The 24,552-nt window shown below is 54.4% G+C and carries 19 protein-coding genes and 7 tRNA genes; 4 read left to right on the forward strand and 22 right to left on the reverse strand.

Annotation, left to right across the window (positions count from 1 at the left end; genetic code table 11):
• Position 1: 1 nt before the first annotated feature.
• From rihA to miaB, 10 genes are all read right to left on the reverse strand, one after another.
• Positions 2-943 carry a pyrimidine-specific ribonucleoside hydrolase RihA gene (gene rihA / locus LA04_RS04185; RefSeq protein ID WP_047650579.1) on the reverse strand — a complete coding sequence of 314 codons (942 nt, stop codon included), beginning with the start codon at positions 941-943 and terminating at the stop codon, positions 2-4.
• Positions 944-1,063: 120 nt separating this feature from the next.
• Positions 1,064-1,789 (reverse strand): amino acid ABC transporter ATP-binding protein, encoded by a 726-nt coding sequence (locus tag LA04_RS04190; protein WP_047650580.1) that lies wholly within the window; start codon positions 1,787-1,789, stop codon positions 1,064-1,066.
• Positions 1,789-2,463 (reverse strand): glutamate/aspartate ABC transporter permease GltK, encoded by a 675-nt coding sequence (gene gltK / locus LA04_RS04195; RefSeq protein WP_032638859.1) that lies wholly within the window; start codon positions 2,461-2,463, stop codon positions 1,789-1,791. The genes LA04_RS04190 and gltK overlap by 1 nt, the downstream gene beginning before the upstream one ends.
• Complete coding sequence (gltJ, locus tag LA04_RS04200; RefSeq protein WP_028019467.1) at positions 2,463-3,203, reverse strand: glutamate/aspartate ABC transporter permease GltJ; 741 nt, start codon at positions 3,201-3,203, stop codon at positions 2,463-2,465. The genes gltK and gltJ overlap by 1 nt, the downstream gene beginning before the upstream one ends.
• Before the next feature lie 155 nt (positions 3,204-3,358).
• On the reverse strand, positions 3,359-4,264 hold the full coding sequence (locus LA04_RS04205) for an amino acid ABC transporter substrate-binding protein (protein WP_008501049.1): 906 nt from the start codon (positions 4,262-4,264) through the stop codon (positions 3,359-3,361).
• A gap of 352 nt (positions 4,265-4,616) precedes the next feature.
• Positions 4,617-6,155 (reverse strand): apolipoprotein N-acyltransferase, encoded by a 1,539-nt coding sequence (gene lnt, locus LA04_RS04210; RefSeq protein WP_047650581.1) that lies wholly within the window; start codon positions 6,153-6,155, stop codon positions 4,617-4,619.
• Positions 6,156-6,160: 5 nt separating this feature from the next.
• A complete protein-coding gene (gene corC / locus LA04_RS04215; protein ID WP_021242574.1) occupies positions 6,161-7,039 on the reverse strand; it encodes a CNNM family magnesium/cobalt transport protein CorC in 879 nt (292 codons plus the stop codon).
• An 89-nt stretch (positions 7,040-7,128) separates the two neighbouring features.
• Entirely contained in the window at positions 7,129-7,596 is a 468-nt protein-coding gene (gene ybeY, locus LA04_RS04220; RefSeq protein ID WP_008501052.1) for an rRNA maturation RNase YbeY, read from the reverse strand.
• Entirely contained in the window at positions 7,593-8,639 is a 1,047-nt protein-coding gene (locus LA04_RS04225; RefSeq protein ID WP_047650582.1) for a PhoH family protein, read from the reverse strand. Before LA04_RS04225 ends, ybeY begins: the two co-directional genes overlap by 4 nt.
• Positions 8,640-8,802: 163 nt before the next feature.
• Positions 8,803-10,227 carry a tRNA (N6-isopentenyl adenosine(37)-C2)-methylthiotransferase MiaB gene (gene miaB / locus LA04_RS04230; RefSeq protein WP_047650583.1) on the reverse strand — a complete coding sequence of 475 codons (1,425 nt, stop codon included), beginning with the start codon at positions 10,225-10,227 and terminating at the stop codon, positions 8,803-8,805.
• 135 nt (positions 10,228-10,362) lie between these two features.
• Here miaB and ubiF point away from each other — a divergent pair, with 135 nt between their 5' ends.
• Positions 10,363-11,538, forward strand: a complete 1,176-nt coding sequence (ubiF, locus tag LA04_RS04235) for a 3-demethoxyubiquinol 3-hydroxylase (RefSeq protein WP_047650584.1) — start codon at positions 10,363-10,365, stop codon at positions 11,536-11,538.
• A 104-nt stretch (positions 11,539-11,642) separates the two neighbouring features.
• Here ubiF and LA04_RS04240 read toward each other — a convergent pair.
• From LA04_RS04240 to nagB, 12 genes are all read right to left on the reverse strand, one after another.
• A tRNA-Gln gene (locus tag LA04_RS04240) sits at positions 11,643-11,717 on the reverse strand.
• 36 nt (positions 11,718-11,753) lie between these two features.
• Positions 11,754-11,828, reverse strand: a tRNA-Gln gene (locus LA04_RS04245).
• A gap of 40 nt (positions 11,829-11,868) precedes the next feature.
• A tRNA-Met gene (locus tag LA04_RS04250) sits at positions 11,869-11,945 on the reverse strand.
• 17 nt (positions 11,946-11,962) lie between these two features.
• Positions 11,963-12,037: transfer RNA gene (locus tag LA04_RS04255), tRNA-Gln, on the reverse strand.
• Positions 12,038-12,069: 32 nt separating this feature from the next.
• A tRNA-Gln gene (locus LA04_RS04260) sits at positions 12,070-12,144 on the reverse strand.
• Between the two features lie 23 nt (positions 12,145-12,167).
• Positions 12,168-12,252, reverse strand: a tRNA-Leu gene (locus tag LA04_RS04265).
• An 8-nt stretch (positions 12,253-12,260) separates the two neighbouring features.
• A tRNA-Met gene (locus LA04_RS04270) sits at positions 12,261-12,337 on the reverse strand.
• A 226-nt stretch (positions 12,338-12,563) separates the two neighbouring features.
• Entirely contained in the window at positions 12,564-14,228 is a 1,665-nt protein-coding gene (gene asnB, locus LA04_RS04275) for an asparagine synthase B (RefSeq protein ID WP_023310762.1), read from the reverse strand.
• A gap of 249 nt (positions 14,229-14,477) precedes the next feature.
• Positions 14,478-15,230, reverse strand: a complete 753-nt coding sequence (nagD, locus tag LA04_RS04280) for a ribonucleotide monophosphatase NagD (protein ID WP_023310763.1) — start codon at positions 15,228-15,230, stop codon at positions 14,478-14,480.
• Positions 15,231-15,275: 45 nt separating this feature from the next.
• On the reverse strand, positions 15,276-16,496 hold the full coding sequence (nagC, locus tag LA04_RS04285) for a DNA-binding transcriptional regulator NagC (RefSeq protein WP_047650585.1): 1,221 nt from the start codon (positions 16,494-16,496) through the stop codon (positions 15,276-15,278).
• An 8-nt stretch (positions 16,497-16,504) separates the two neighbouring features.
• Positions 16,505-17,653: an N-acetylglucosamine-6-phosphate deacetylase gene (gene nagA, locus LA04_RS04290; protein ID WP_047650586.1), complete on the reverse strand. Its 1,149-nt coding sequence runs from the start codon at positions 17,651-17,653 to the stop codon at positions 16,505-16,507.
• A gap of 55 nt (positions 17,654-17,708) precedes the next feature.
• On the reverse strand, positions 17,709-18,509 hold the full coding sequence (gene nagB / locus LA04_RS04295) for a glucosamine-6-phosphate deaminase (protein WP_023310765.1): 801 nt from the start codon (positions 18,507-18,509) through the stop codon (positions 17,709-17,711).
• A gap of 328 nt (positions 18,510-18,837) precedes the next feature.
• Between nagB and nagE the strand changes: the two genes are divergently transcribed.
• From nagE to chiP, 3 genes are all read left to right on the forward strand, one after another.
• Positions 18,838-20,859 carry an N-acetylglucosamine-specific PTS transporter subunit IIBC gene (gene nagE / locus LA04_RS04300; protein WP_047650587.1) on the forward strand — a complete coding sequence of 674 codons (2,022 nt, stop codon included), beginning with the start codon at positions 18,838-18,840 and terminating at the stop codon, positions 20,857-20,859.
• Between the two features lie 169 nt (positions 20,860-21,028).
• On the forward strand, positions 21,029-22,696 hold the full coding sequence (glnS, locus tag LA04_RS04305) for a glutamine--tRNA ligase (RefSeq protein WP_032649541.1): 1,668 nt from the start codon (positions 21,029-21,031) through the stop codon (positions 22,694-22,696).
• Positions 22,697-23,142: 446 nt separating this feature from the next.
• Positions 23,143-24,540: a chitoporin ChiP gene (chiP, locus tag LA04_RS04310; RefSeq protein WP_047650588.1), complete on the forward strand. Its 1,398-nt coding sequence runs from the start codon at positions 23,143-23,145 to the stop codon at positions 24,538-24,540.
• The last annotated feature ends 12 nt before the right edge of the window (positions 24,541-24,552 follow it).

Genomic DNA, 24,552 nt, shown 5'->3' on the forward strand with positions numbered 1-24,552 from the left:
ATCAGGCCGCACTATAGTAAGCAAGTCTCTCCGCCAGTAAATCCACAAACGCCTCCCGGTCGATGTCTACCATCACCGTGGTATTCGGCTTATTCCCCGTCAGCGAGTAGTAATCCACAACAGTCATTCCCTGGGTGTATTTTCCCTGTGTCTCAACACCAACCCATCTGTCCACCGTGGTGAACATCTCCGGCTTCAGTAGCCAGGCAATGGTGCACGGGTCGTGCAGCGGCGCGCCGTGGAAGCCCCACTTCTCGGCTTTGTGATATTCCATAAAGAAGTCGAGCAGTTCGGCCACGGTTGTCGCAACCGGGTTGCCCACCGAGCGGAAGCGCTCAATATCGTCCGCCATAATCTGCGCGCGGTGGGTAACGTCCAGTCCCGCCATTACAATCGGTAAGCCGGACTGGAAGACAATTTCCGCGGCTTCCGGGTCGACAAAGATGTTGAACTCCGCCGCAGGCGTCCAGTTCCCCAGCCCCATGGCCCCGCCCATAATCACAATACGGGCAATTTTATTATGCAGCTCAGGATGACTGTTCAGCAGCAGCGCAACGTTGGTTTGCGGTCCGGTTGCCACCAGCGTTACCGGTTCTGCACTCTCACGTAGAACCTTCGCCATCAGCTCCACGGCGGTACAGTTTTGCGGCGTGAAACCCGGCTCCGGCAGTGCCGGACCATCCAGCCCGCTTTCACCATGAACGTTGTCGGCAATAATTAGCTCGCGCATCAGCGGCTTCACGGCCCCGCCGGCGACAGGAATGTCGGTGCGTTTGAGCAGCGTGAGCATACGCAGCACGTTGCGCAGGGTTTTGTCAGGCGTCTGATTTCCGGCGGATGAGGTGACGGCTTTTACCTCGAGTTCAGGGGAGGCAAGAGCGAGGACGAGCGCGATCGCGTCGTCATGACCCGGATCGCAATCGAGAATAATAGGCTGTGCCATAGCGTTCTCCACACGTAGCGTTATTTTGTGACAAGGTTAACGCTGCAATGTGACGCCGACGAGAGGAACTGAGTGAAAGCGTGAAGCAGTGCGCAATCCGCAGATTGCGCACCGGGAAGGTTAGTGCAGGATTTTCGCAAGGAAATCTTTCGCACGCTCGGATTTCGGGTTAGCGAAGAACTCTTCTTTCGGTGAGTCTTCGACAATTTTCCCTTCGTCCATAAAGATTACGCGGTTGGCCACTTTACGGGCAAAGCCCATTTCGTGGGTCACCACCATCATGGTCATCCCTTCGTGCGCCAGCTCGACCATCACGTCCAGCACTTCATTGATCATCTCTGGATCGAGCGCCGACGTTGGCTCATCAAACAGCATTGCCACCGGATCCATACACAGCGCGCGGGCGATCGCCACGCGCTGCTGTTGGCCGCCGGAAAGCTGTGCCGGGAACTTATCGGCATGCGCCGAGAGCCCAACGCGTTCCAGGAGCTTCAGACCTTTCTCGCGCGACGCTTTTTTATCACGCTTAAGCACTTTTACCTGCGCCAGCGTCAGGTTCTCAATAATGGAGAGGTGAGGGAACAGCTCAAAGTGCTGGAACACCATGCCAACGTGAGAGCGAAGCTGGGCGAGATTAGTTTTCTTATCGTTGACTTTGGTGCCGTTGACGACGATCTCACCCTGCTGCACCGGCTCCAGTCCGTTGACGGTTTTGATCAGCGTTGATTTACCGGAGCCGGACGGCCCGCATACCACCACCACGTCGCCTTTTTTGACTTCGGTGGAGCAGTCGGTCAGCACCTGAAAGTGCCCATACCATTTAGAAACATTTTTCAGGTAAATCATTATACCGTCCTTTTCTTCAGCCAGCTGACCAACAGCGACGCGCTTAAACTAATCACAAAATAGACCGCACCCGCAAAGAGCACCATCTCGACCTGCGTACCATCACGTTCACCGATGGTTGACGCGGTACGGAAGAAGTCTGCCAGACTCAGAACGTAGACCAGCGAGGTATCCTGGAACAGCACGATGCCCTGGGTCAGCAGGAGCGGAACCATGGCGCGAAACGCCTGCGGCAGAATAATGAGCTGCATGGACTGCCAGTGCGTCATCCCCAGCGCCAGCGCGGCGCTGGATTGCCCGCGGGAGATACTCTGAATGCCCGCTCGGATAATCTCCGAGTAGTAAGCGGCCTCGAACATTGAGAACGCCACCATGGCGGAGATCAGACGGATATCGGTTTTCGGCGACAGCCCCAGCACGTTCTGCAGGAAGCCGGGCACAATCAGGTAAAACCACAGCAGCACCATCACCAGCGGGATGGAGCGGAACACGTTAACGTAGGCGGTCGCAAACCAGGCGAGCGGCTTAAAGCTCGACAGGCGCATGACGGCCAGCAGGGTGCCCCAGACGATACCGACGATGATGGCAATGACGGTGATTTTTAAGGTAATCACCAGGCCATCAAGCAGGTAAGGCATGGATGGAACGATAGAACTCCAGTCAAATTCGTACATTATTTGCCCCCCAGATTGCCCGGCAGGCGGATTTTGCGTTCAACCAGGTTCATCACCAGCATGATGAAAGCGTTAATCAGAACATACGCGAGCGTGATCGCGGTGAAGGATTCCCACGCGTGAGCGGAGTAATCCAGCAGCTTACCCGCCTGCGCAGCCATGTCGACCAGGCCGATAGTCGAGGCGATGGCCGAGTTTTTCACCAGGTTCATCATCTCGGAGGTCATCGGTGGAACGATAACGCGGTAGGCGTTAGGCAACAGCACGTAGCGGTAAGTTTGGGGCAGCGTCAGGCCCATTGCCAGGCCCGCGTTTTTTTGTCCGCGCGGCAATGACTGAATGGCGGCACGCACCTGCTCGCAAACGCGCGCAGCGGTAAACAGCCCCAGACACAACATGGAGGAGACAAAGAACTGCACGTTCGGATCCAGTTCCGACTTGAACCACATGCCAATATTTTCCGGCAGCAGTTCCGGGATAACCAGATACCAGGTAAAGAACTGCACGATCAGCGGAACGTTACGGAACAGTTCCACATAGAGGGTGCCAAGCGTTGATAGAAAACGGTTAGGGACGGTGCGCAGAATACCGAACAAAGAACCGACAAGAAACGCGATAATCCACGCCGTTATCGATAGTGCCACGGTAACCTGAAAGCCGCTCCACAGCCAGCCAAGATAGGTGGTGTTGCCGAACGGGGCTTGTTGCAGGAATATGCCCCAGTTCCAGTCTATTGACATAATAAACTCCAGAAAAAAAAGGGTAGCAGCGCTACCCTCGAAGATTGGTGAGAAGCTCATTTTTCGCGCTGAGTGGGGAACGACCACTCAACGTATAGTCTGTCCATGCTTCCCGACAATCGAGAGGGCAGGAGATCCCGCCCCTGTAGTTCTAATTAGTTAAGAGCCTTGTCATTTGGAGATTTGAACAGCGCTTTCATGTCGTCAGACAGTTCAAAATTCATGTTCAGGTTTTTTGGCGGAATCGGGTTCTTGAACCACTTGTCGAACCATTTCTCCGCTTCGCCGGAGGTCTGCACCTGAGCGATGGTGTCATCGATCAGCTTTTTGAACTGCGGATCGTCTTTACGCAGCATACAGCCGTAGGCTTCTTTGGACTGCGCGGTACCGACGATATCCCAGTTGTCTGGTTTTTTCGCTTTCGCACGCTCGCCCGCCAGCAGGGCATCATCCATCATAAACGCGACGGCACGACCGCTTTCCAGGGTACGGAAGGAGTCGCCATGGTCTTTAGCGCTGATGATGCGCATATCCATTTTCTTCTCGTCGTTCAGCTTGTGCAGCAGCACTTCTGACGTGGTACCGGAGGTCACAACAACCGCTTTCCCTTTCAGGTCAGCGAAGTCTTTGATCTCACCGCCTTTCTTCGTCAGCAGACGGGTGCCCACGACAAAGATGGTGTCCGAGAAGGCAGCCTGTTTCTGACGCTCGAGGTTGTTGGTGGTGGAGCCACACTCGAAGTCAAAGGTGCCGTTTTGCAGCAGTGGAATACGGTTCTGTGAAGTGATTGGGATCAGCTTCACCTGCAGGTCAGGTTTGTTCAGCTTTTTCTTCACAGCTTCAACGATGGCGTTGGAGTAATCCTGTGAATAGCCCACGACTTTTTGCGTGTTGTCGTAGTAAGAGAACGGGACTGAAGATTCACGGTGGCCGACCACGATCACGCCGTTTTTGGCAATCTTGTCGAGAGTGCTGCCTGCTGCCGGAGCATCTTCAGCGTGAACCACGCCTGCAGACATTCCCATTACCAGCATTGCTGTGGCCAGTTTACGTAATTGCATACCCAACTCCTTTTTTATCAGCGCCAGCGACGCATTGATACCCATTGTGATGTTGTTATATCTCGCGCAGTGCGAGTGCAGTGTTATGCAAGCTTGTTAACATTTAGTCTGGCTTAATGTAAAGATTTTGCTGCGTTATTGTTTATTTTTGCGAAGCGCGCCGCACCAATCAGAGGCAAATATCTCCCGTTGCACCGTTTCGGTGCTACCGATGATCTACGCTGGTGCGACAAAGTTGCACGTTAAGCCAAACTGCGTTTACCTGAATAAACAAAGCAATAGGCGTGCCAATATGGGTGTCTGGAGAGAATTGTCGGGTGGCGGCTACGCCACCCGACAACAGAAGGGAAGATTATTTCCGACGCTGACGCAGGCTCATCAGCACTGCGCCAAAGCCGAACAGCGCGGTCAGTATCCACAGCGGCCAGTTGCCGGTGCGCGCGTATGGCGTCAGCCCCGTGGTTGGCGTGACTTTAGTGGTCAGCACCTCGCGGGTAAACTGCGGGATCATCGCCTGGATTTCACCCTGCGGTCCAATCACGGCGGTGATGCCGTTGTTGGTGCTGCGCAGCAGCGGACGCGCCAGCTCCAGGGAGCGCATACGTGCCATCTGGAAGTGCTGCCACGGCCCGATTGACTTACCAAACCAGGCATCGTTGGAGATGGTCAGCAGATAGTCAGTATTCGGGCGGAAGTTATCGCGCACCTGCTCGCCGAGAATGATTTCGTAGCAGATGGCCGCCGTCAGGGCAACGCCGTGCGCGTGCAGCTGAGGCTGTACGTACGGGCCGCGGCTGAAAGAGGACATCGGCAGGTCAAAGAACGGAGCCAGCGGGCGCAGAATCGACTCCAGCGGAACAAATTCACCAAACGGCACCAGGTGGTTCTTGTTGTACCGGTCAGTGGAGTGGTAGCTGTACTCGCTATCTTTCCCGAGCGTAATGATGCTGTTGTAGGTGTCGTAGCGGTTGTGCTGATTCAGACGCGCATCGACAATCCCGGTGATCAGCGTGCTGCCGCGCGCCAGCAGCAGGTCGTTCATCATGTTGAGGAACGGCTGCTGATTGAGCTCCAGATCGGGAATGGCAGACTCCGGCCAGATAATCAGCTGTGATTTTCCCATCACCTCTTCGGTGGCGTTGGCGTAGATCTTCAGCGTATTCAGCAGCTCCTTCTCGTCCCACTTCATGGACTGCGGAATATTTCCCTGCACCATGGAAACCTGCATGGCGCGATCGGGCTCGGGCGTGAACCACTGGATATAGCGCAGCGGGAAGGGCAGGGCGAACAGCACCAGCGCCACGGCAAGCGGCTTCCAGCAGCGCGTGACCAGCGCCAGTACCAGCAGGCCGCTCACCACCATCAGAAGGAAGTTAATAGCCTCAACGCCCATGACCGGCGCCAGACCCTTCAGGGGGCCGTCAATCTGGCTGTAGCCGAACTGCAGCCACGGGAAGCCCGTCAGCACCCAGCCGCGCAGGAACTCGGTTATCTGCCAGACTACCGGCGCGGCAATGGCGAGGCGCAGCCAGGTGGTTTTTGGCCACAGGCGAGAAAGGATGCCGGCGAACAGACCGGTATAGAGCGAGAGATACGCGGCGAGCAATACCACCAGGAAGACGTTAACCGGGCCTGGCATACCGCCAAACTGGGCGATGCTGACATAAACCCAGTTGATGCCTGAGCCAAACAGCCCCATCCCCCAGAAGTAACCGATGGCCGCGGCCTGTACCGGACGACGATTCAGGGTCAGGCCCTGAATCCCCATCAGGGAGAGAATGGCCGCAGGCCAGATATCGTAAGGAGAGAAAGCCAGCGTACCGCTGGCTCCAAGTAACAGCGCCAGCAGCAAACGGACGCGCTGGCGTTCAAGCAATGGGGCAAATGCCATTTACATTAATCTTCCAGTTTTGGCACCGGTGAGTCGTCCGGCGTTCTGACGTGAACCTGTATAATACGTCGGCTGTCGGCCATGGCTACTTTGAACTGGTAACCGTCGATGTCAACGGTCTCACCGCGCGCCGGGAGGTGCCCAAAGGCCTGCATCACCAGCCCGCCAATGGTATCGACCTCTTCATCGCTGAAGTGGGTCCCGAAGGCGTCGTTAAAGTCCTCAATGGAGGCCAGCGCGCGCACGGTCCAGGTGTGGCGGCTAAGCTGACGGAAGTCGATATCTTCTTCTTCGTCGTACTCGTCTTCGATTTCGCCCACGATCAGCTCAAGAATATCCTCGATCGTGACCAGACCGGAAACGCCACCAAATTCATCAATAACAATCGCCATGTGGTAACGCTGAGAGCGAAACTCTTTCAGCATCCGATCCACACGTTTACTTTCCGGCACAACCACGGCCTGGCGTAACACTTTTTCCATGCTGAAGGCTTCGGCATCGCTGCGCATAAACGGCAGCAGATCTTTGGCCATCAAAATCCCTTCGATGTGATCTTTATCTTCGCTGATGACCGGGAAACGCGAGTGGGCGGATTCGATGATCACATCGAGGCACTCGTCCAGGGTCTGGTTACGTTTCAGGGTGATCATCTGCGAGCGGGGGATCATGATATCGCGAACGCGCTGGTCGGCGATGTCCATAACCCCTTCGAGCATTTCGCGCGTATCTTCGTCGATAAGGTCGTTCTGCCCGGAATCACGAATCAGCTCCAGCAGTTCATCACGGTTTTTGGGTTCGCCGTGGAAAAGCTGGTTCAGAATGAGGGAGAAAAATCCCTTTTTACTGGTTGTCGTGTCGCTACTGTGTGAATTGTCGTCGCTCATGGCGTTTGTTAAGGGTTCTCTTGTTAGTTCAACGTTTACCGCCACGCGATATCCTTTCGTGGCGGCATGTGAGTCAGTCAGATGACGGACTATTCTTTCTCGGCAATGTACGGATCCTCATAGCCCAGAGCAAGCATTATCTCTGTCTCGAGGGACTCCATCTCTTCCGCTTCGTCATCTTCAATGTGATCGTAGCCAAGCAGATGCAGGCTGCCGTGTACCACCATATGCGCCCAGTGGGCCTCAAGCGGCTTTTGCTGCTCTTTGGCTTCCTGTTCAACTACCTGACGGCAGATGATCAGATCGCCCAGCAGCGGCATCTCAATGCCCGGAGGCGCTTCGAACGGGAAAGAGAGCACGTTGGTCGGCTTATCTTTCCCGCGATAGGTCAGGTTAAGCTCATGGCTTTCTGCTTCATCCACCAGGCGAATCGTAACTTCTGATTCTTCCTGAAACTGAGGAATAACGGCATCCAGCCATTTCTGAAACTGTGCCTCATCTGGCATGCCGGAATTGTCTTCACAGGCCAGCTGTAAATCGAGGATCACCTGACTCATTTCTGTTCTTGCTCCTGCGCTTCGCGCTTACGTTCTGCGGCCAGTTCGGCCTTACGCTTCTGATCCGCCTCTTCCCAGGCTTCATAGGCGTTAACGATACGCGCGACCACCGGGTGGCGTACCACGTCTTCACTGTGGAAGAAGTTAAAGCTGATTTCGTCGACCTCGGCCAGCACCTCAATGGCGTGGCGCAGGCCTGATTTGGTGCTGCGCGGCAGGTCGATCTGGGTGACGTCACCGGTAATGACCGCTTTCGAGTTAAAGCCGATACGCGTCAGGAACATCTTCATCTGTTCGATGGTGGTGTTCTGGCTCTCATCAAGAATGATGAACGCGTCGTTCAGCGTACGACCGCGCATGTAGGCAAGCGGAGCAACTTCGATTACGTTACGCTCAATGAGCTTCTCGACCTTCTCAAAGCCGAGCATCTCGAACAGCGCATCGTATAAAGGGCGCAGATACGGGTCGACCTTCTGGCTCAGATCGCCCGGCAGGAAGCCCAGTTTTTCACCGGCCTCAACGGCAGGACGGGTCAGCAGAATACGGCGGATCTCCTGGCGTTCCAGCGCATCGACCGCAGCGGCAACGGCCAGATAGGTTTTACCCGTACCCGCCGGACCCACCCCGAAGGTGATGTCGTGGTCGAGGATGTTGGCGATGTACTGCGCCTGGTTTGGCGTACGCGGCTTAATGGCGCCACGTTTGGTCTTGATATTGATTGCCTTACCGTAGTCCGGCACGCTTTCCGCGCTCTGCTCAAGCACACGCGCCTCTTTAATGGCGAGGTGAATTTGTTCCGGTTCGATATCCTGAATTTCGCCGCGCATCGGGGAGGTATCGACATACAGGCTACGCAGAATGTCCGCAGCGGCGTTGACGCAGATAGGGCGTCCGGTAAGTTTGAAATGATTATCGCGACGATTGATTTCGATACCCAGACGTCGCTCCAGTTGTTTGATGTTGTCATCAAACGGCCCGCACAGGCTCAGCAGGCGAGCGTTGTCTGCTGGCTCAAGGCTAATTTCACGCGTATCTATATTCAAACTGTTCCTCTTTAATTGGTTAACTGACCCATTGCGATAGGACGTAATAAAACGGTCATTACCGAAATTATTCACGCCACAGAATAAAGGCGCAAGCGTTGCGGAAGATATTGGGGACGATGAGAGGAAATACAAGGCCTGCCGGAAAGGCAGGCCAGGAGGATTAAGGCTGGTAAATCCCCACGCCAGAATCGTTTTCTTTACGGGTACGAGAGATCACGGATTCCGGTGACTCGGCAATACGCAGGCCCATTTCGTCCTCGGTGCGTACCAGCTTCGCGCGCAGCGAGTTGGTCAGCACTTCGACAATCTCGACGTCCACGAATTTACCGATCATATCCGGGGTGCCTTCAAAGTTCACCACGCGGTTGTTTTCGGTACGACCGGAGAGTTCCATAATGCTCTTGCGGGAGGTGCCTTCCACCAGAATGCGCTGAACGGTGCCGAGCATACGGCGGCTCCACGCGTTGGCCTGCTGGTTAATACGCTCCTGCAGAATATACAGACGCTGCTTTTTCTCTTCTTCCGGCACATCGTCAACCATATCGGCCGCAGGTGTTCCAGGACGCGCAGAGAAGATGAAGCTGTAGCTGACGTCAAAATTTACTTCACCGATGAGCTTCATGGTGCGCTCGAAGTCATCAGCGGTTTCGCCAGGGAAGCCGACGATAAAGTCGGAGATGATCTGGATATCCGGACGCGCTTCACGCAGCTTGCGAATGGTGGACTTGTACTCCAGCACCGTATGCGGGCGGCCCATCAGGTTCAGCACGCGGTCAGAGCCGCACTGAATCGGCAGGTGCAGGAAGCTCACCAGCTCTGGCGTATCGCGATACACGTCGATGATGTCGTCGGTAAACTCCATCGGATGGCTGGTGGTAAAGCGAATGCGGTCGATGCCGTCAATCGCGGCGACCAGACGCAGCAGCTCGGCAAAGCTGCCGGTGGTGCCGTCGTAGTTTTCCCCGCGCCAGGCGTTCACGTTCTGGCCCAGCAGGTTCACTTCGCGAACGCCCTGTGCGGCAAGCTGCGCGATTTCAAACAGAATATCGTCTGCCGGACGGCTGACTTCTTCACCACGGGTGTAAGGTACCACGCAGTAAGTGCAGTATTTGTTGCAGCCTTCCATGATGGAGACGAAGGCGGTCGGGCCATCGGCGCGCGGCTCTGGCAGACGGTCAAACTTTTCGATCTCCGGGAAGCTCACGTCAACGACCGGACTACGGTTGCCGCGAACCTGATTGATCATCTCCGGCAGGCGGTGCAGGGTCTGAGGGCCAAAGACAATATCCACATACGGGGCTCTCTGGCGGATCAGCTTACCTTCCTGCGACGCGACGCAGCCACCCACCCCGATGATCAGGTCCGGATTTTTTCGTTTGAGAAGCTTCCAGCGGCCTAACACGTGAAAGACTTTTTCCTGCGCTTTTTCACGAATCGAACAGGTGTTCAGCAGCAGCACGTCCGCTTCTTTCACATTTTCTGTCAGCTGGTATCCGTGGGTTGAATCCAGCAGATCGGCCATCTTGGATGAATCGTATTCGTTCATCTGACAGCCCCAGGTTTTTATATGGAGTTTTTTAGTCATCGACTTGCTCAGCTCAGGATTGCAAGCCGCGTATTGTAATGCTTTGGTGGGGTTGTGACCAGTATGAAGGTTATGTGTCTCAGGACCGCAAAAATCCGGTAAACTTAAGGGATTCTCCAATAAGGAAAATTGACCATGACACTCCTACACACCGAAGCTGCCGTTGTCGGCGGCGGTATGGTCGGCGGCGCGCTGGCGCTGGGGCTGGCGCAGCAGGGATTTGAGGTAACGGTAATCGAACAGGCTGCTCCGCCGGCCTTCGATCCCGTCAGCAAACCGGACGTGCGCATTTCCGCTATCAGCGCGGCATCCGTCGATCTGCTGCGCGGGCTGGGCGTCTGGGAGGCGGTGCTGGCGATGCGCGCCCATCCTTACAGCCGTCTTGAAACCTGGGAGTGGGAAAATGCCCACGTCGCGTTTGATGCCGCTGAGCTGAAGCTGCCGCGCCTGGGTTATATGGTGGAAAACAACGTGCTTCAGCAGGCGCTCTGGCTGGCGCTGGAGGCGCACCCGAAGGTAACGCTGCGTGTTCCGGCGTCGATTAAGGCTCTGCATCCTCACGAGAGCGGGTATTTGCTGACGCTCGACAGCGGCGATGAACTGGCCGTGAAGCTCGTCGTCGGAGCGGACGGCGCTAACTCGCAGGTCAGACCGATGGCGGGAATTGGCGTTCATGCCTGGCAGTATGAGCAGTCCTGCATGCTGATTACCGTCGAGTGCGAGAATGCGCCGGGAGAAAGCACGTGGCAGCACTTTACCCCGAATGGCCCGCATGCGTTTTTACCGCTGTTTGATAACTGGGCATCGCTGGTCTGGTACGACAAACCGGCGCGCATTCGCCAGCTGCAGGGGCTTTCAATGGAACAATTGCAGCGGGAAATCCGCCTGCATTTTCCGAGCCGTCTGGGCAACGTTACGCCGGTGGCTGCCGGGGCGTTTCCCCTCACGCGACGTCACGCTTTGCAGTATGTCCGTGCAGGGCTGGCGCTGGTGGGCGATGCGGCACACACCATTCATCCGCTGGCCGGGCAGGGTGTCAACCTGGGGTACCGTGATGTCGATGCGTTACTGGAAGTGCTGAGCAGCGCCCGCGGGCACGCGGAAAACTGGGCCAGCCATCAGGTCCTGAAGCGTTACCAGACGCGGCGCATGGCGGACAATTTCATCATGCAGTCGGGGATGGACCTGTTCTATGCCGGATTCAGCAATGACTTAGCCCCGGTGCGCATTCTGCGCAATATTGGATTAATGGCAGCGGAGCGTGCCGGTGGTCTGAAGCGTCAGGCGCTGAAGTACGCCCTTGGCCTGTAATCTTTTTTCCCTCTCCCTGTGGGAGAGGGTCAGGGCATCAGGTCGCAAAATGTCGAACAACAAAAACAAAAAAGCCCGCAGAGCGGGCTTTTTTGTTACTTAAGTGGCTGGGGTGCAGGGATTCGAACCCCGGAATGCTGGTATCAGAAACCAGAGCCTTACCGCTTGGCGACACCCCAATTGCGTTAAACAAACTGCTTAACGACTTTTTAAATTGGCTGGGGTACGAGGATTCGAACCTCGGAATGCCGGAATCAGAATCCGGTGCCTTACCGCTTGGCGATACCCCAACAATTTGTCTTGATTACCGAAAAATCGACAATCTGAATTTGGTGGCTACGACGGGATTCGAACCTGTGACCCCATCATTATGAGTGATGTGCTCTAACCAACTGAGCTACGTAGCCAGTACTGCAATCTTCGATGGCTGGGGTACCTGGATTCGAACCAGGGAATGCCGGTATCAAAAACCGGTGCCTTACCGCTTGGCGATACCCCAATACCGCGGAGAACCGCAAAATCGAAGAAATATGGCTGGGGTACCTGGATTCGAACCAGGGAATGCCGGTATCAAAAACCGGTGCCTTACCGCTTGGCGATACCCCATCCGTGCAACGCTTACCTGGGAATGGTGCGGGAGGCGAGACTTGAACTCGCACACCTTGCGGCGCCAGAACCTAAATCTGGTGCGTCTACCAATTTCGCCACTCCCGCAAAAAAGATGGTGGCTACGACGGGATTCGAACCTGTGACCCCATCATTATGAGTGATGTGCTCTAACCAACTGAGCTACGTAGCCATCTTTTTTCGCGTTACCTTATCGGCGTTGCGGGGCGCATTATGCGTATAGACCCTTGCAGCGTCAACACCTTTTTCAACGAAAATAGCCGGAATGTGACTGTTTGGTTAGGTTGCGAACAGCGTGACCGAATATTCGGCAATTATTGGTTATTAATCAGATTTAGACGGTGAAATGTGAGGCAAAAAAATCAGGCCCCTGAGGGGCCCGATTGCGATCTGAGTGATTATTTGTAGGCTGACTGGTGAACGCCTACCGCGCGTCCTGACGGATCGTTCATGGATTTGAACGATTCATCCCATTCAATCGCTTTGGCAGAAGAGCAGGCGACGGAAGGGCCACCCGGTACGCACTCCGCAGCGCTCGGCACCGGGAACAATTCTTCAAAAATTTCACGATACAGATAGGCCTCTTTCGAGCCCGGCGTGTTGTACGGGAAGCGGAAGCTCGCGGTTTCCAGCTGTTGGTCAGAAACCTGTTTTGCCGCGACCTCTTTCAGGGTGTCGATCCAGCTATAGCCTACGCCATCAGAGAACTGCTCTTTCTGACGCCATGCCACGCTCGCCGGCAGGTAGGATTCAAAACATTCGCGCAGGATATGTTTTTCCATTTTGCCGTTGCCGCACATCTTGTCCTGCGGGTTGATGCGCATCGCCACGTCGAGGAATTTCTTATCCAGGAACGGCACGCGCGCTTCCACGCCCCATGCGGACATCGCTTTGTTGGCACGCGCACAGTCAAACATATGCAGGGCCTGCAGCTTACGCACGGTCTCTTCGTGCAGCTCTTTAGCGTTTGGCGCTTTGTGGAAGTACAGGTAGCCGCCAAACACTTCGTCAGAACCTTCACCGGAAAGCACCATCTTGATGCCCATCGCTTTGATCTTACGCGACATCAGGTACATCGGGGTTGAGGCACGGATGGTGGTCACGTCATAGGTTTCAATGTGATAGATCACATCGCGGATCGCATCCAGACCTTCCTGCACGGTGAAGTGAATCTCATGGTGCACGGTGCCGAGGTGGTTCGCCACTTCCTGTGCGGCTTTCAGATCCGGTGCCCCTTCCAGGCCAACGGCAAAAGAGTGCAGCTGTGGCCACCAGGCTTCTGAGCGCTCCTGATCTTCCACGCGACGGGCCGCGAATTTCTTGGTGATCGCGGAGATCACGGAGGAGTCCAGACCGCCGGAGAGCAGCACGCCGTACGGCACATCTGACATCAGGTGGCTTTTCACGGAATCTTCAAGGGCCTGACGCAGCTCGGCTTTGTCCGTGACGTTGTCTTTTACCGCATCATAGTCGAACCAGTCACGCTGGTAATAGGAGCGGATCTCGCCGTCTTTGCTCCACAGATAGCTGCCTGCCGGGAACTCTTTAATGGTGCGGCAGACCGGCACCAGGGCTTTCATTTCAGAGGCGACGTAGAAGTTGCCGTGCTCATCGTGGCCCATGTACAGCGGGATAATGCCGATATGGTCGCGGCCAATCAGGTAAGCGTCTTTTTCGCTGTCGTACAGGGCGAAGGCAAACATGCCCTGCAGATCGTCCAGGAACTCGGGCCCTTTCTCCTGATACAGTGCCAGGATCACTTCACAGTCAGAACCGGTCTGGAACGCGTAGCGGTCGCCGTATTCAGCGCGCAGCGCCTGGTGGTTGTAGATCTCACCGTTGACAGCCAGTGCGTGCGTTTTTTTCTCGTTATACAGCGGCTGTGCACCGGCGTTGACGTCAACAATAGACAGACGTTCGTGAGCCAGAATCGCTTTATCGCTGGCGTAAACGCCTGACCAGTCCGGACCGCGGTGGCGCATCAGGCGGGACAGTTCGAGTGCCTTTTTACGCAGTTCGCCCGCGTCAGTTTTAATATCCAGTACGCCAAAAATTGAACACATAACCTTCTCCGTTAACCCTGTTGCTTTGTAATGTTGCTTGCTTATGAAAATGCCGCAAAGGGGCTGGGCGCGCAAGCGTTTTACGGGTGAAAACGGAAATAGTGCAATCGTGATTGCGGAATAGTGAAAAAAGAGTACGTCATGAATTATTTTATTGATGATTATGCAATGAAACGTGCTTTTTATTAGATGGGGTTTTGTTTGTGCAGGCTGTAAATGAAAAACCACGCCCTGAGGCGTGGTTCGGTATCAGATAATGTCGATTTCATCGACGGAGGGGTAAATCCAGCTTGGACGGAACGGCATTGAGTCAATGTCATCAAGCTGAGAGACGCCGGAGAGGACCAGAATCGTCTCCAGACCCGCCTGGAATCCGGCCAGAATATCGGTGCGCAGGTTGTCGCCGACAATAACCGTTTCTTCAGAGTGGGCCTGCATCTTGTTAAGCGCGGCACGAATTATCCACGGGCTCGGTTTACCGACCACAAACGGCTGACGACCAGAGATTTTCTCGATACCGGCGCACAGCGCGCCGCAGGCCGGATAAAAACCACGGCCGTGCGTATCCGGGTTGGTGGCGATAAAGCGTGCGCCGCTGGCGACAAAGTATGCTGCTTTATGCATCATCTCCCAGTTAAAGGAGCGCGTTTCGCCGACAATCACAAAGTCCGGGTTCACGTCAGTGATGGTAAAGCCAGCTTTGTACAGCTCGTGTATCAGCGCACCTTCACCCACCACGTAGGCTTTTTTCCCTTCCTGACGCTTCAGAAAATCCGCCGTGGCCATTGCCGAGGTATAAAACACGCTGTCCGGAACGTCGACGCCCGCCGTGGCAAAGCGGTTAGCCAGGTCCTGACCGGTTTGGGAAGGGTAGTTCGTGAGCAGAACCAGAGGCATTCCTTTGTCGATGATGCGGTGTAGAAACTCCGCAGCACCCGGCACGGCAACGTTGTCGTGCATCAGCACGCCGTCGATATCACAAATTACATTCTTAATGGTCATGGACAGTCCGACATCAAAAAAAGAAGGCGTTACTATAAGGTCCGATCAACTTTCCAGCAAATGCTGCAGCAGAATTCCGTTGAGCATGGCGCGTTTGACCAGCGCGAACGCGCCAATCGCCGAGCGATGATCAAGCTTTGAACGAACCACCGGGAGGTTCTGGCGGAATGCTTTCAGCGCCTGGGTGTTAATACAGCCTTCAATGGCGGGGAGCAGCACCTTTTCCGCTTCCACAATTTCACCGGCGATAACCACTTTCTGGGGGTTAAACAGGTTAATGGCGATGGCGATGGTTTTCCCCAGGTGGCGTCCTACCTGCTCAATCACTTCACAGGCCAGCGCGTCGCCCTTATTGGCGGCTTTGCAGATGGTGCCTATCTTGCATTCGTCCAGCGTGACGCGGCTTTGATAACCCTGCTCAAGGAGATGGCGAACGCGCTGCTCGATAGCGGTATTAGCCGCGATGGTTTCAAGGCAGCCGAAGTTGCCGCAGTGGCAGCGCTCCCCGAGAGGCTCAACCTGAATGTGGCCGATCTCGCCGACGTTACCGTTTCGACCAATAAAAATACGGCCGTTAGAGATAATACCGGCGCCCGTTCCGCGGTGAACGCGCACCAGAATAGAGTCTTCACAGTCCTGGCTCGCACCAAAGTAGTGCTCTGCCAGCGCCAGAGAGCGAATGTCGTGGCCCACGAAGCAGGTCACCTTAAAACGCTTTTCCAGCGCGTCGACCAGCCCCCAGTTTTCAACCTGAATGTGCGGCATATAGCGGATCACGCCGCTTTCCGGGTCGACCAGGCCGGGCAGAATCACGGAGATGGCAATGAGTTCGCGGATCTTGCGCTGACAGCTTTCAATAAACTGCGCGATGGTATTCAGCAACGCATGCTCCAGCGTTTCCTGAGTGCGCTCCGGAAGAGGGTAGTGCTCTTCCGCAATCGCTTTACTGCTCAGATCGTACAGCGTGAGCGTGGTGTCATGACGGCCCAGACGGACGCCAATGGCCTGAAAATTGCGGGTTTCGGTAATAATGGAGATGGCGCGGCGGCCCCCGGTGGAGGCCTGCTGATCGACTTCTTTGATCAGACCGCGCTCAATGAGCTGGCGGGTAATTTTTGTCACGCTGGCGGGAGCAAGCTGGCTCTGTTCGGCTATCTGAATTCGCGAGATGGGTCCGTGCTGGTCAATCAGGCGGTATACCGCCGCACTGTTAAGTTGTTTAACGAGATCGACATTACCGATTTGAGCTTGTCCGCCAGGTGTCATACTTTTACTTACTCAGTGACGACCTCGTTACCATTAACGATGGTCTTAATAATTTTATAATCGTGTGTGAATGCCGTCAGGTTTGCAACCATACCTGGTGCAATTCCGCCGAGCTGTTTATCCACGCCCATTGCGCGCGCCGGATAAAGGGTTGCCATACGCAGGACTTCATCAAGCGCAATCCCGCAATGTTCAACCAGGTTACGCACCCCTTCAATCATGGTTAAAGAGGAACCACTCAGCGTACCGTTTTCATCCACACACAGTCCATTGCGGTAGTATATTGTTTTACCGGCAAAAATGAACTGCTCAATATTTGCACCTGCCGGTGCGGTGGCATCCGTCACCAGACAAAGCTTGTCACCTTTCAGCCGCTTAGCGTTGCGGATGTTGGTGTAATCGACGTGTAAGCCGTCAGCAATAATGCCGCAGTAGACGTCTGGTTCATCCAGAATCGCCCCGACCAGACCCGGTTCACGGCCTGTGATATAAGGCATGGCGTTGTAAAGGTGCGTTGCGAAGGTAATGCCCGCGCGGAAACCGGCTTTCGCTTCTTTCAGCGTCGCGTTTGAGTGGCCTGCTGAAACGATAATCCCGGCACCAGCCAGTTTGCTGATCACATCCGTACCCGCCATTTCGGGCGCCAGCGTCACTTTGGTAATGACGTCGGCGTTTGCACACAGGTAGTCAACCAGCTCCGCATCCGGTTTACGCACGTAATTCGGGTTATGCGTCCCTTTTTTGACCATATTCAGCCATGGCCCTTCAAGGTGCAGACCCAGCGCCTGGTTAGGATGTTTGGCCAGGTATTCGCGCATCACGCGGATACCCTGCTTCATGAGGTCATCACTGCTGGTGATGAGCGTTGGCAAATAGCTGGTGCAGCCCGATTTCTCGTTGGCTTTCTGCATGATCTCCAGCGTTTCGACCGTCACCGCATCCGCGGTGTCATTGAATTGCACACCGCCGCAGCCGTTGAGCTGTACGTCGATGAAACCGGGGGAGATTACTGCTCCATTGAGTGAGCGCTGTTCAATCTCCGGCGGCAGTTCTGCCAGCGGGCAAACACGTTCAATCAGGCCATCAGCGATAACAATCGCATGGTCATCCAGAATGTCATGGCCGGTATAAATCCGACCGTGGGTTAAAGCGTACATAACGACCCCCGGTTAAAAAAAGCGGCCGCCTCTTGATGAAGAGGCGGTTATTCAATTACAGACCTTTGATGTTCTCGGCTTCTAACTCGTTAAAGTATTTCAGCGTTTTTACCTTCAGCTCCATCGTGGACGGTTCGTCGCAGACGATGACTGATTTCGGATGCAGCTGCAGGCAGCTGATGGTCCACATGTGGTTTACGTTGCCTTCAACGGCAGCCTGGAGCGCTTGCGCTTTCACGCCACCCAGCACCAGAATCATCACTTCTTCGGCATCCAGCAGGGTGCCCACGCCAACGGTCAGGGCGTATTTTGGAACCTGGTTAACATCGCCATCAAAGAAGCGGGAGTTTGCCACGCGCGTGTCATGGGTCAGCGTTTTAATACGGGTGCGGGAAGCCAGAGATGACGCCGGTTCGTTAAACGCGATATGACCATCATTGCCTACACCCCCCATGAACAGGTGGATCTTACCGTAAGAACGGATTTTTTCTTCATACTGACGGCATTCTGCGTCAATATCAGGCGCGTTTCCATTCAGCAGGTTAATATTTTCAGATGGAATATCAACGTGATCAAAGAAATTGCGGTGCATAAAGCTATGGTAGCTTTCCGGATGGTCTTTAGGTAAGCCAACGTATTCATCCATATTGAAGGTCACAACATGTTTGAAGCTAACCTGGCCTGCTTTATGCATCTCAACCAGCGCCTTATAGGCTGTCAGCGGCGTGCCGCCTGTCGGAAGTCCAAGAACGAAAGGACGATCGGCGGTCGGTTTAAAGGCGTTAATACGGTTAACGATATGGCGAGCGGCCCATTTACCGACTTGTTCAGCAGTTGCCAGGGGAATCAGTCTCATTGTTCACCTCAAGAGTTAAAGTAGAAGAGTGGGCGGATGGCTATCGGAACCTGATACTTAAGCGTAACCTGGAAACTTTCAGGCCGGATCAATCCGTCTTGATTTTTTGAATGATAAAATAAGTTTTCGCTGTTAGCCAGTATAAGGGAGGATGAATAACGATATTTGGTGACAAAAATCACAAAAAGTACGCGTTTAATTTGCGATACGAATTAATTTTTCACACACTCACAATGCCAGTGAAGCATCAACTGTATCTATAGTTCGTGACACAATAAAAAACAGAGCTGAGAACATGCCTTAAACGGGGTCTCATAGGGGGAAGAAAGTGAGTATTCTAGGTTATTTACAAAAGGTTGGTCGCGCACTTATGGTGCCGGTCGCCACGCTGCCTGCCGCAGCCATCCTGATGGGTGTCGGCTACTGGATCGACCCCAACGGCTGGGGTAATACCAGCGCGCTGGCGGCGTTCTTTATCAAGTCAGGTTCCGCCATTATCGACAACATGTCCGTGTTGTTCGCGATTGGTGTGGCTTACGGTATGTCTAAAGACAAAGACGGTGCCGCTGCGCTGACCGGTTTTGTCGGTTTCCTCGTGTTAACCACCCTCTGCTCGCCAGCAGCGGTGGCCATGATCCAAAAAATTCCGGCGGACCAGGTTCCGGCGGCATTCGGGAAGATCAGCAACCAGTTTGTCGGTATCCTTGTGGGTATCATCTCCGCCGAACTGTATAACCGCTTCAGCAGCGTAGAGCTGCCAAAAGCGCTCTCCTTCTTTAGCGGTCGCCGCCTGGTTCCTATCCTGACCTCGTTTGTGATGATCGTTGTCGCGTTCATCATGATGTACGTCTGGCCAATGATCTTCGACGGTCTGGTGAACTTCGGTGAGCACATCCAGAAACTGGGCTCCGTCGGTGCGGGCGTGTACGCGTTCTTCAACCGTCTGTTGATCCCGGTCGGTCTGCACCACGCGCTGAACTCCGTATTCTGGTTCGACGTTGCCGGTATTAACGATATCCCTAACTTCCTGGGTGGCGCACAGTCCATCGAAGCAGGTAAAGCGGTTGTCGGTATCACCGGTCGTTACCAGGCGGGCTTCTTCCCGATCATGATGTTTGGTCTGCCGGGTGCTGCGCTGGCTATCTACCACTGCGCACGTCCAGAGAATAAAGCGAAAGTGCTGGGTATCATGATGGCGGGGGCGTTTGCGGCCTTCTTCACCGGTATCACCGAGCCGCTGGAGTTCTCCTTCATGTTCGTGGCGCCGGTTCTGTATGTGATCCACGCCGTGCTGACCGGTATCTCCGTGTTCATCGCTGCCAGCATGCACTGGATTGCTGGTTTCGGCTTCAGCGCCGGTCTGGTGGATATGGTGCTTTCGTCCCGTAACCCGCTGGCGACCCACTGGTGGATGCTGATCCCGCAAGGTCTGGTGTTCTTCGCGATCTACTACGTAGTGTTCCGTTTCACTATCACCAAATTCAACCTGATGACCCCGGGTCGTGAACTGGCCGTGGCCGGTAGCGAAGCGGATGGTCAGGATGTGAACGTGAGCGGTGCTCAGGATCAGGACGTATCAGGTCTGGCGCGTCAGTACATCGCCGCTATCGGCGGTTCTGATAACCTGACCGGTATCGACGCCTGTATCACTCGTCTGCGTCTGAACGTCAAAGACTCTTCTCTGGTTGACGAAGCGCTGGCCAAACGTCTGGGTGCTTCCGGCGTTATCCGCCTGAACAAAACCAGCGTGCAGATTATCGTTGGCTTCGTGGCAGAGAAAATTGCTAACGCCATGAAAACCACTGGTCCGGTAGCCGCAGCAGAAGCTTCTGCCGCACCTGCCGCCGCGCCAGCGGCCGCAAAACCGCAGGCGGTACCGAACGCCAAAACGGTAGCCGCGCTGGTTTCACCGGTAACCGGTGAAGTCGTTGCGATTGAGCAGGTGCCTGACGAAGCCTTCGCCAGCAAAGCGGTTGGTGACGGTGTGGCGGTGAAGCCAACGGACAAAACCGTTGTGTCTCCGGCGGCCGGTACCATCGTGAAAATCTTCAACACCAACCACGCGTTCTGCCTCGAAACCGAAAATGGCGCGGAGATCGTTGTCCACATGGGTATCGATACCGTTGCGCTGAACGGTCAGGGCTTTACTCGCCTGGTGGAAGAGGGCGCTGAAGTGGTGGCCGGGCAGCCGATTCTGGAAATGGATCTGGACTTCCTGAACGCCAACGCGCGCTCCATGATAAGCCCGGTCGTTTGCAGCAACATCGACGACTTCAGTGGCCTGGTCATTCAGGCGAAAGGTCAGGTTGTTGCGGGTCAAACACCGCTGTACGAGATTAAAGGCAAGTAATCGCTCCTGAGTAGAGTCATGCCTTAAGCGGCGGGGGATATCCTCCGCCGCTTTTTTTTGCAGCAATAGCCCCCATTATTTTCTTCAGAGACGTTTTAAGGGTTGTCACTACGTCCGGCTTATAAGATCATATGCCGTTATACGTTGTTTACGCTTTGAGGAATCCACGATGAGTGAGGCAGAAGCCCGCCCGAGTAACTTTATTCGTCAGATCATCGATGAAGATCTGGCCAGTGGTAAGCACACCACAATTCATACCCGTTTCCCGCCGGAGCCGAACGGCTACCTGCATATCGGGCATGCGAAGTCCATCTGCCTGAACTTTGGCATTGCGCAAGACTACCAGGGACAGTGCAACCTGCGTTTCGATGACACCAACCCAGTAAAAGAAGACATCGAATACGTTGAGTCCATCAAGAACGACGTGCAATGGTTGGGCTTCAACTGGTCTGGCGATATCTGCTACTCCTCTGACTATTTTGATCAGCTGTACGCCTACGCGGTTGAACTGATCAATAAAGGTCTGGCGTACGTTGACGAACTGTCTGCTGATGAAATCCGTGAATATCGCGGTACGCTGACCGCGCCGGGCAAAAACAGCCCGTTCCGCGATCGCAGCGTGGAAGAGAACCTGGCGCTGTTTGAAAAAATGCGTGCCGGTGGCTTCGAAGAAGGCAAAGCGTGCCTGCGTGCCAAAATCGACATGGCGTCTCCGTTCATCGTGATGCGCGATCCGGTGCTGTACCGCATTAAGTTTGCGGAACACCACCAGACCGGCAACAAGTGGTGCATCTACCCGATGTACGACTTTACCCACTGCATCAGCGATGCGCTGGAAGGCATTACGCATTCCCTGTGTACGCTGGAGTTCCAGGACAACCGTCGTCTGTACGACTGGGTGCTGGATAACATCACCATTCCTGTGCATCCACGCCAGTACGAGTTCTCTCGTCTGAATCTGGAATACACCGTGATGTCCAAGCGTAAGCTGAACCTGCTGGTGACCGACAAGCACGTTGAAGGCTGGGATGACCCACGTATGCCGACCATATCCGGTCTGCGCCGCCGTGGTTACACTGCTGCCTCTATTCGTGAGTTCTGCAAACGCATCGGCGTGACCAAGCAGGACAACACCATCGAGATGGCTTCCCTTGAATCCTGCATTCGCGAAGACCTCAACGAAAACGCCCCGCGCGCGATGGCCGTTATCGACCCGGTGAAACTGGTTATCGAAAACTATCCGCAGGGTGAAAGCGAGCTGGTCTCCATGCCTAACCATCCGAACAAACCGGAAATGGGTAGCCGTGACGTGCCGTTCAGCGGTGAGATCTGGATTGACCGCGCTGACTTCCGCGAAGAAGCCAACAAGCAGTACAAGCGTCTGGTGCTGGGAAAAGAAGTGCGTCTGCGTAATGCCTACGTCATCAAAGCCGAGCGCGTAGAGAAAGATGCGGAAGGGAATATCACCACCATCTTCTGTTCCTATGACGCTGAAACGCTGAGCAAAGATCCGGCGGATGGCCGCAAGGTGAAAGGCGTTATTCACTGGGTGAGCGCTTCCCACGCGCTGCCGGTAGAAATTCGTCTGTACGATCGTCTGTTCAGCGTGCCTAACCCAGGTGCAGCGGAAGACTTCCTGGCGACCATCAACCCGGAATCTCTGGTGATCAAGCAGGGTTATGCGGAGCCTTCTCTTAAAGCCGCTGAAGCGGGCAAAGCGTTCCAGTTCGAACGTGAAGGTTACTTCTGCCTGGACAGTCGTTACAGCACGGCGGAAAAACCGGTATTCAACCGTACCGTAGGTCTGCGTGATACCTGGACGAAGATCGGCGAATAATATTGCTGGTCTGGTCAATGAGAGACAAACGCCGCACTATGCGGCGTTTTTTTATTTAGCGATCAGGGTATTAAGACAGGACCTAAAAAGGCGTGATAAAAATATCAGGTCAATGAGGTGCTACTTATTTTTCAAAAAAAAGTTTGTATCATTACGGAAATTAAAAAGGTTATAAAAAAAGGAGAATGTTCCACGTCTAGCTACTGAAATACCTGATAATTCCCCGCCATTTCTCGCCTCTCCATAAATGTTACAAAGCACTACCAATTATGTGCACTTCGTCATAATCCTGACTTTTGTCAGCTAAAAAGCATTGATAATTCGCGTCGCGAAAAATAACCTAAGGACGGTAGTTAATTCGAGGGTATTTAAAGCTACCCCTGACCATTTGGTCTTTTTTATTTACGCCGCTTCAGGCGTTTTAATTCGTCAAAGAGGAATAATCTATGCGTACGTTCAGTGGCAAACGTAGTGCGCTGGCGCTGGCTATTGCCGGTGTGACAGCAATGTCGGGCCTGGTGATGACACCAGAGGCGAAAGCGGCGGGCTTCATCGATGATTCTACCCTCACGGGCGGTATTTATTACTGGCAGCGTGAACGTGACCGTAAAGACGTCACTGAAGATAAATACAAAACCAACCTTTCTCACTCCACCTGGAACGCCAACCTCGACTTCCAGTCAGGCTATGCCGCAGATATGTTCGGTCTGGATATTGCTGCGTTCACCGCGATTGAAATGGCGGAAAACGGCGACAGCGCCCACCCGAACGAAATTGCCTTCTCCTCCAGTAATAAAGCCTATAAAGAAGACTGGTCCGGGGATAAGAGCGGCATCAGCCTTTACAAAGCCGCCGCAAAATTTAAATACGGTCCGGTTTGGGCGCGCGGTGGCTATATTCAGCCAACTGGCCAGACCCTGTTAGCACCGCACTGGAGCTTTATGCCGGGTACCTATCAGGGTGCAGAAGCCGGGGCGAACTTTGACTACGGTGATGCGGGTGCGTTGAGCTTCTCCTACATGTGGACCAACGAGTACAAAGCACCGTGGCACATCGAAATGGACAAGTTCTACCAGAACGATAAAAAAACCAAAGTCGATTACCTGCACTCGTTGGGCGCGAAGTACGACTTCAAAAACGATCTGGTGCTGGAAGCGGCATTTGGTCAGGCGCAGGGCTATATCGATCAGTACTTTGCCAAGGCCAGCTATAAATTCGATGTCGCGGGTAGCCCGCTGAGCACCAGCTACCAGTTCTACGGTACGCGCGATAAAGTCAGCAACGGTGGCGTCAACGACATTTATGACGGCACCGCGTGGCTGCAGGCGTTAACCTTCGGCTACAAGGTTGGTCAGGTTGATTTGCGTCTGGAAGGCACATGGGTGAAGGCGGAAGGGCAGCAGGGCTACTTCCTGCAGCGTATGACCCCGACCTACGCCTCATCCAACGGTCGTCTTGATATCTGGTGGGATAACCGCTCAGACTTCAACGCCGACGGCGAGAAAGCGGTCTTCTTTGGCGCAATGTACGATCTGAAAAACTGGAACTTGCCTGGCTGGGCGGTGGGCGCTTCTTACGCTTACGCCTGGGACGCAAAACCTGCCGATATGGCCACGCCGGATGCATACTACGATCCCAACTATCGCCTGAAAGAGTCTGCGTACAGCCTCGATGCTATCTATACCCTACAGGATGGCCGCGCGAAAGGCACAATGTTCAAACTGCACTTCACTCAGTATGACAACCACTCCGATATCCCGAGCTATGCAGGCGGTTACGGCAACATCTTCCAGGATGAACGTGACGTGAAATTCATGGTTATCGCCCCATTCACCATCTTCTGATGAACGTCCCGG

The organism is Enterobacter sp. UCD-UG_FMILLET (genome assembly GCF_000762975.1).
GTDB lineage: Bacteria > Pseudomonadota > Gammaproteobacteria > Enterobacterales > Enterobacteriaceae > Enterobacter > Enterobacter dykesii.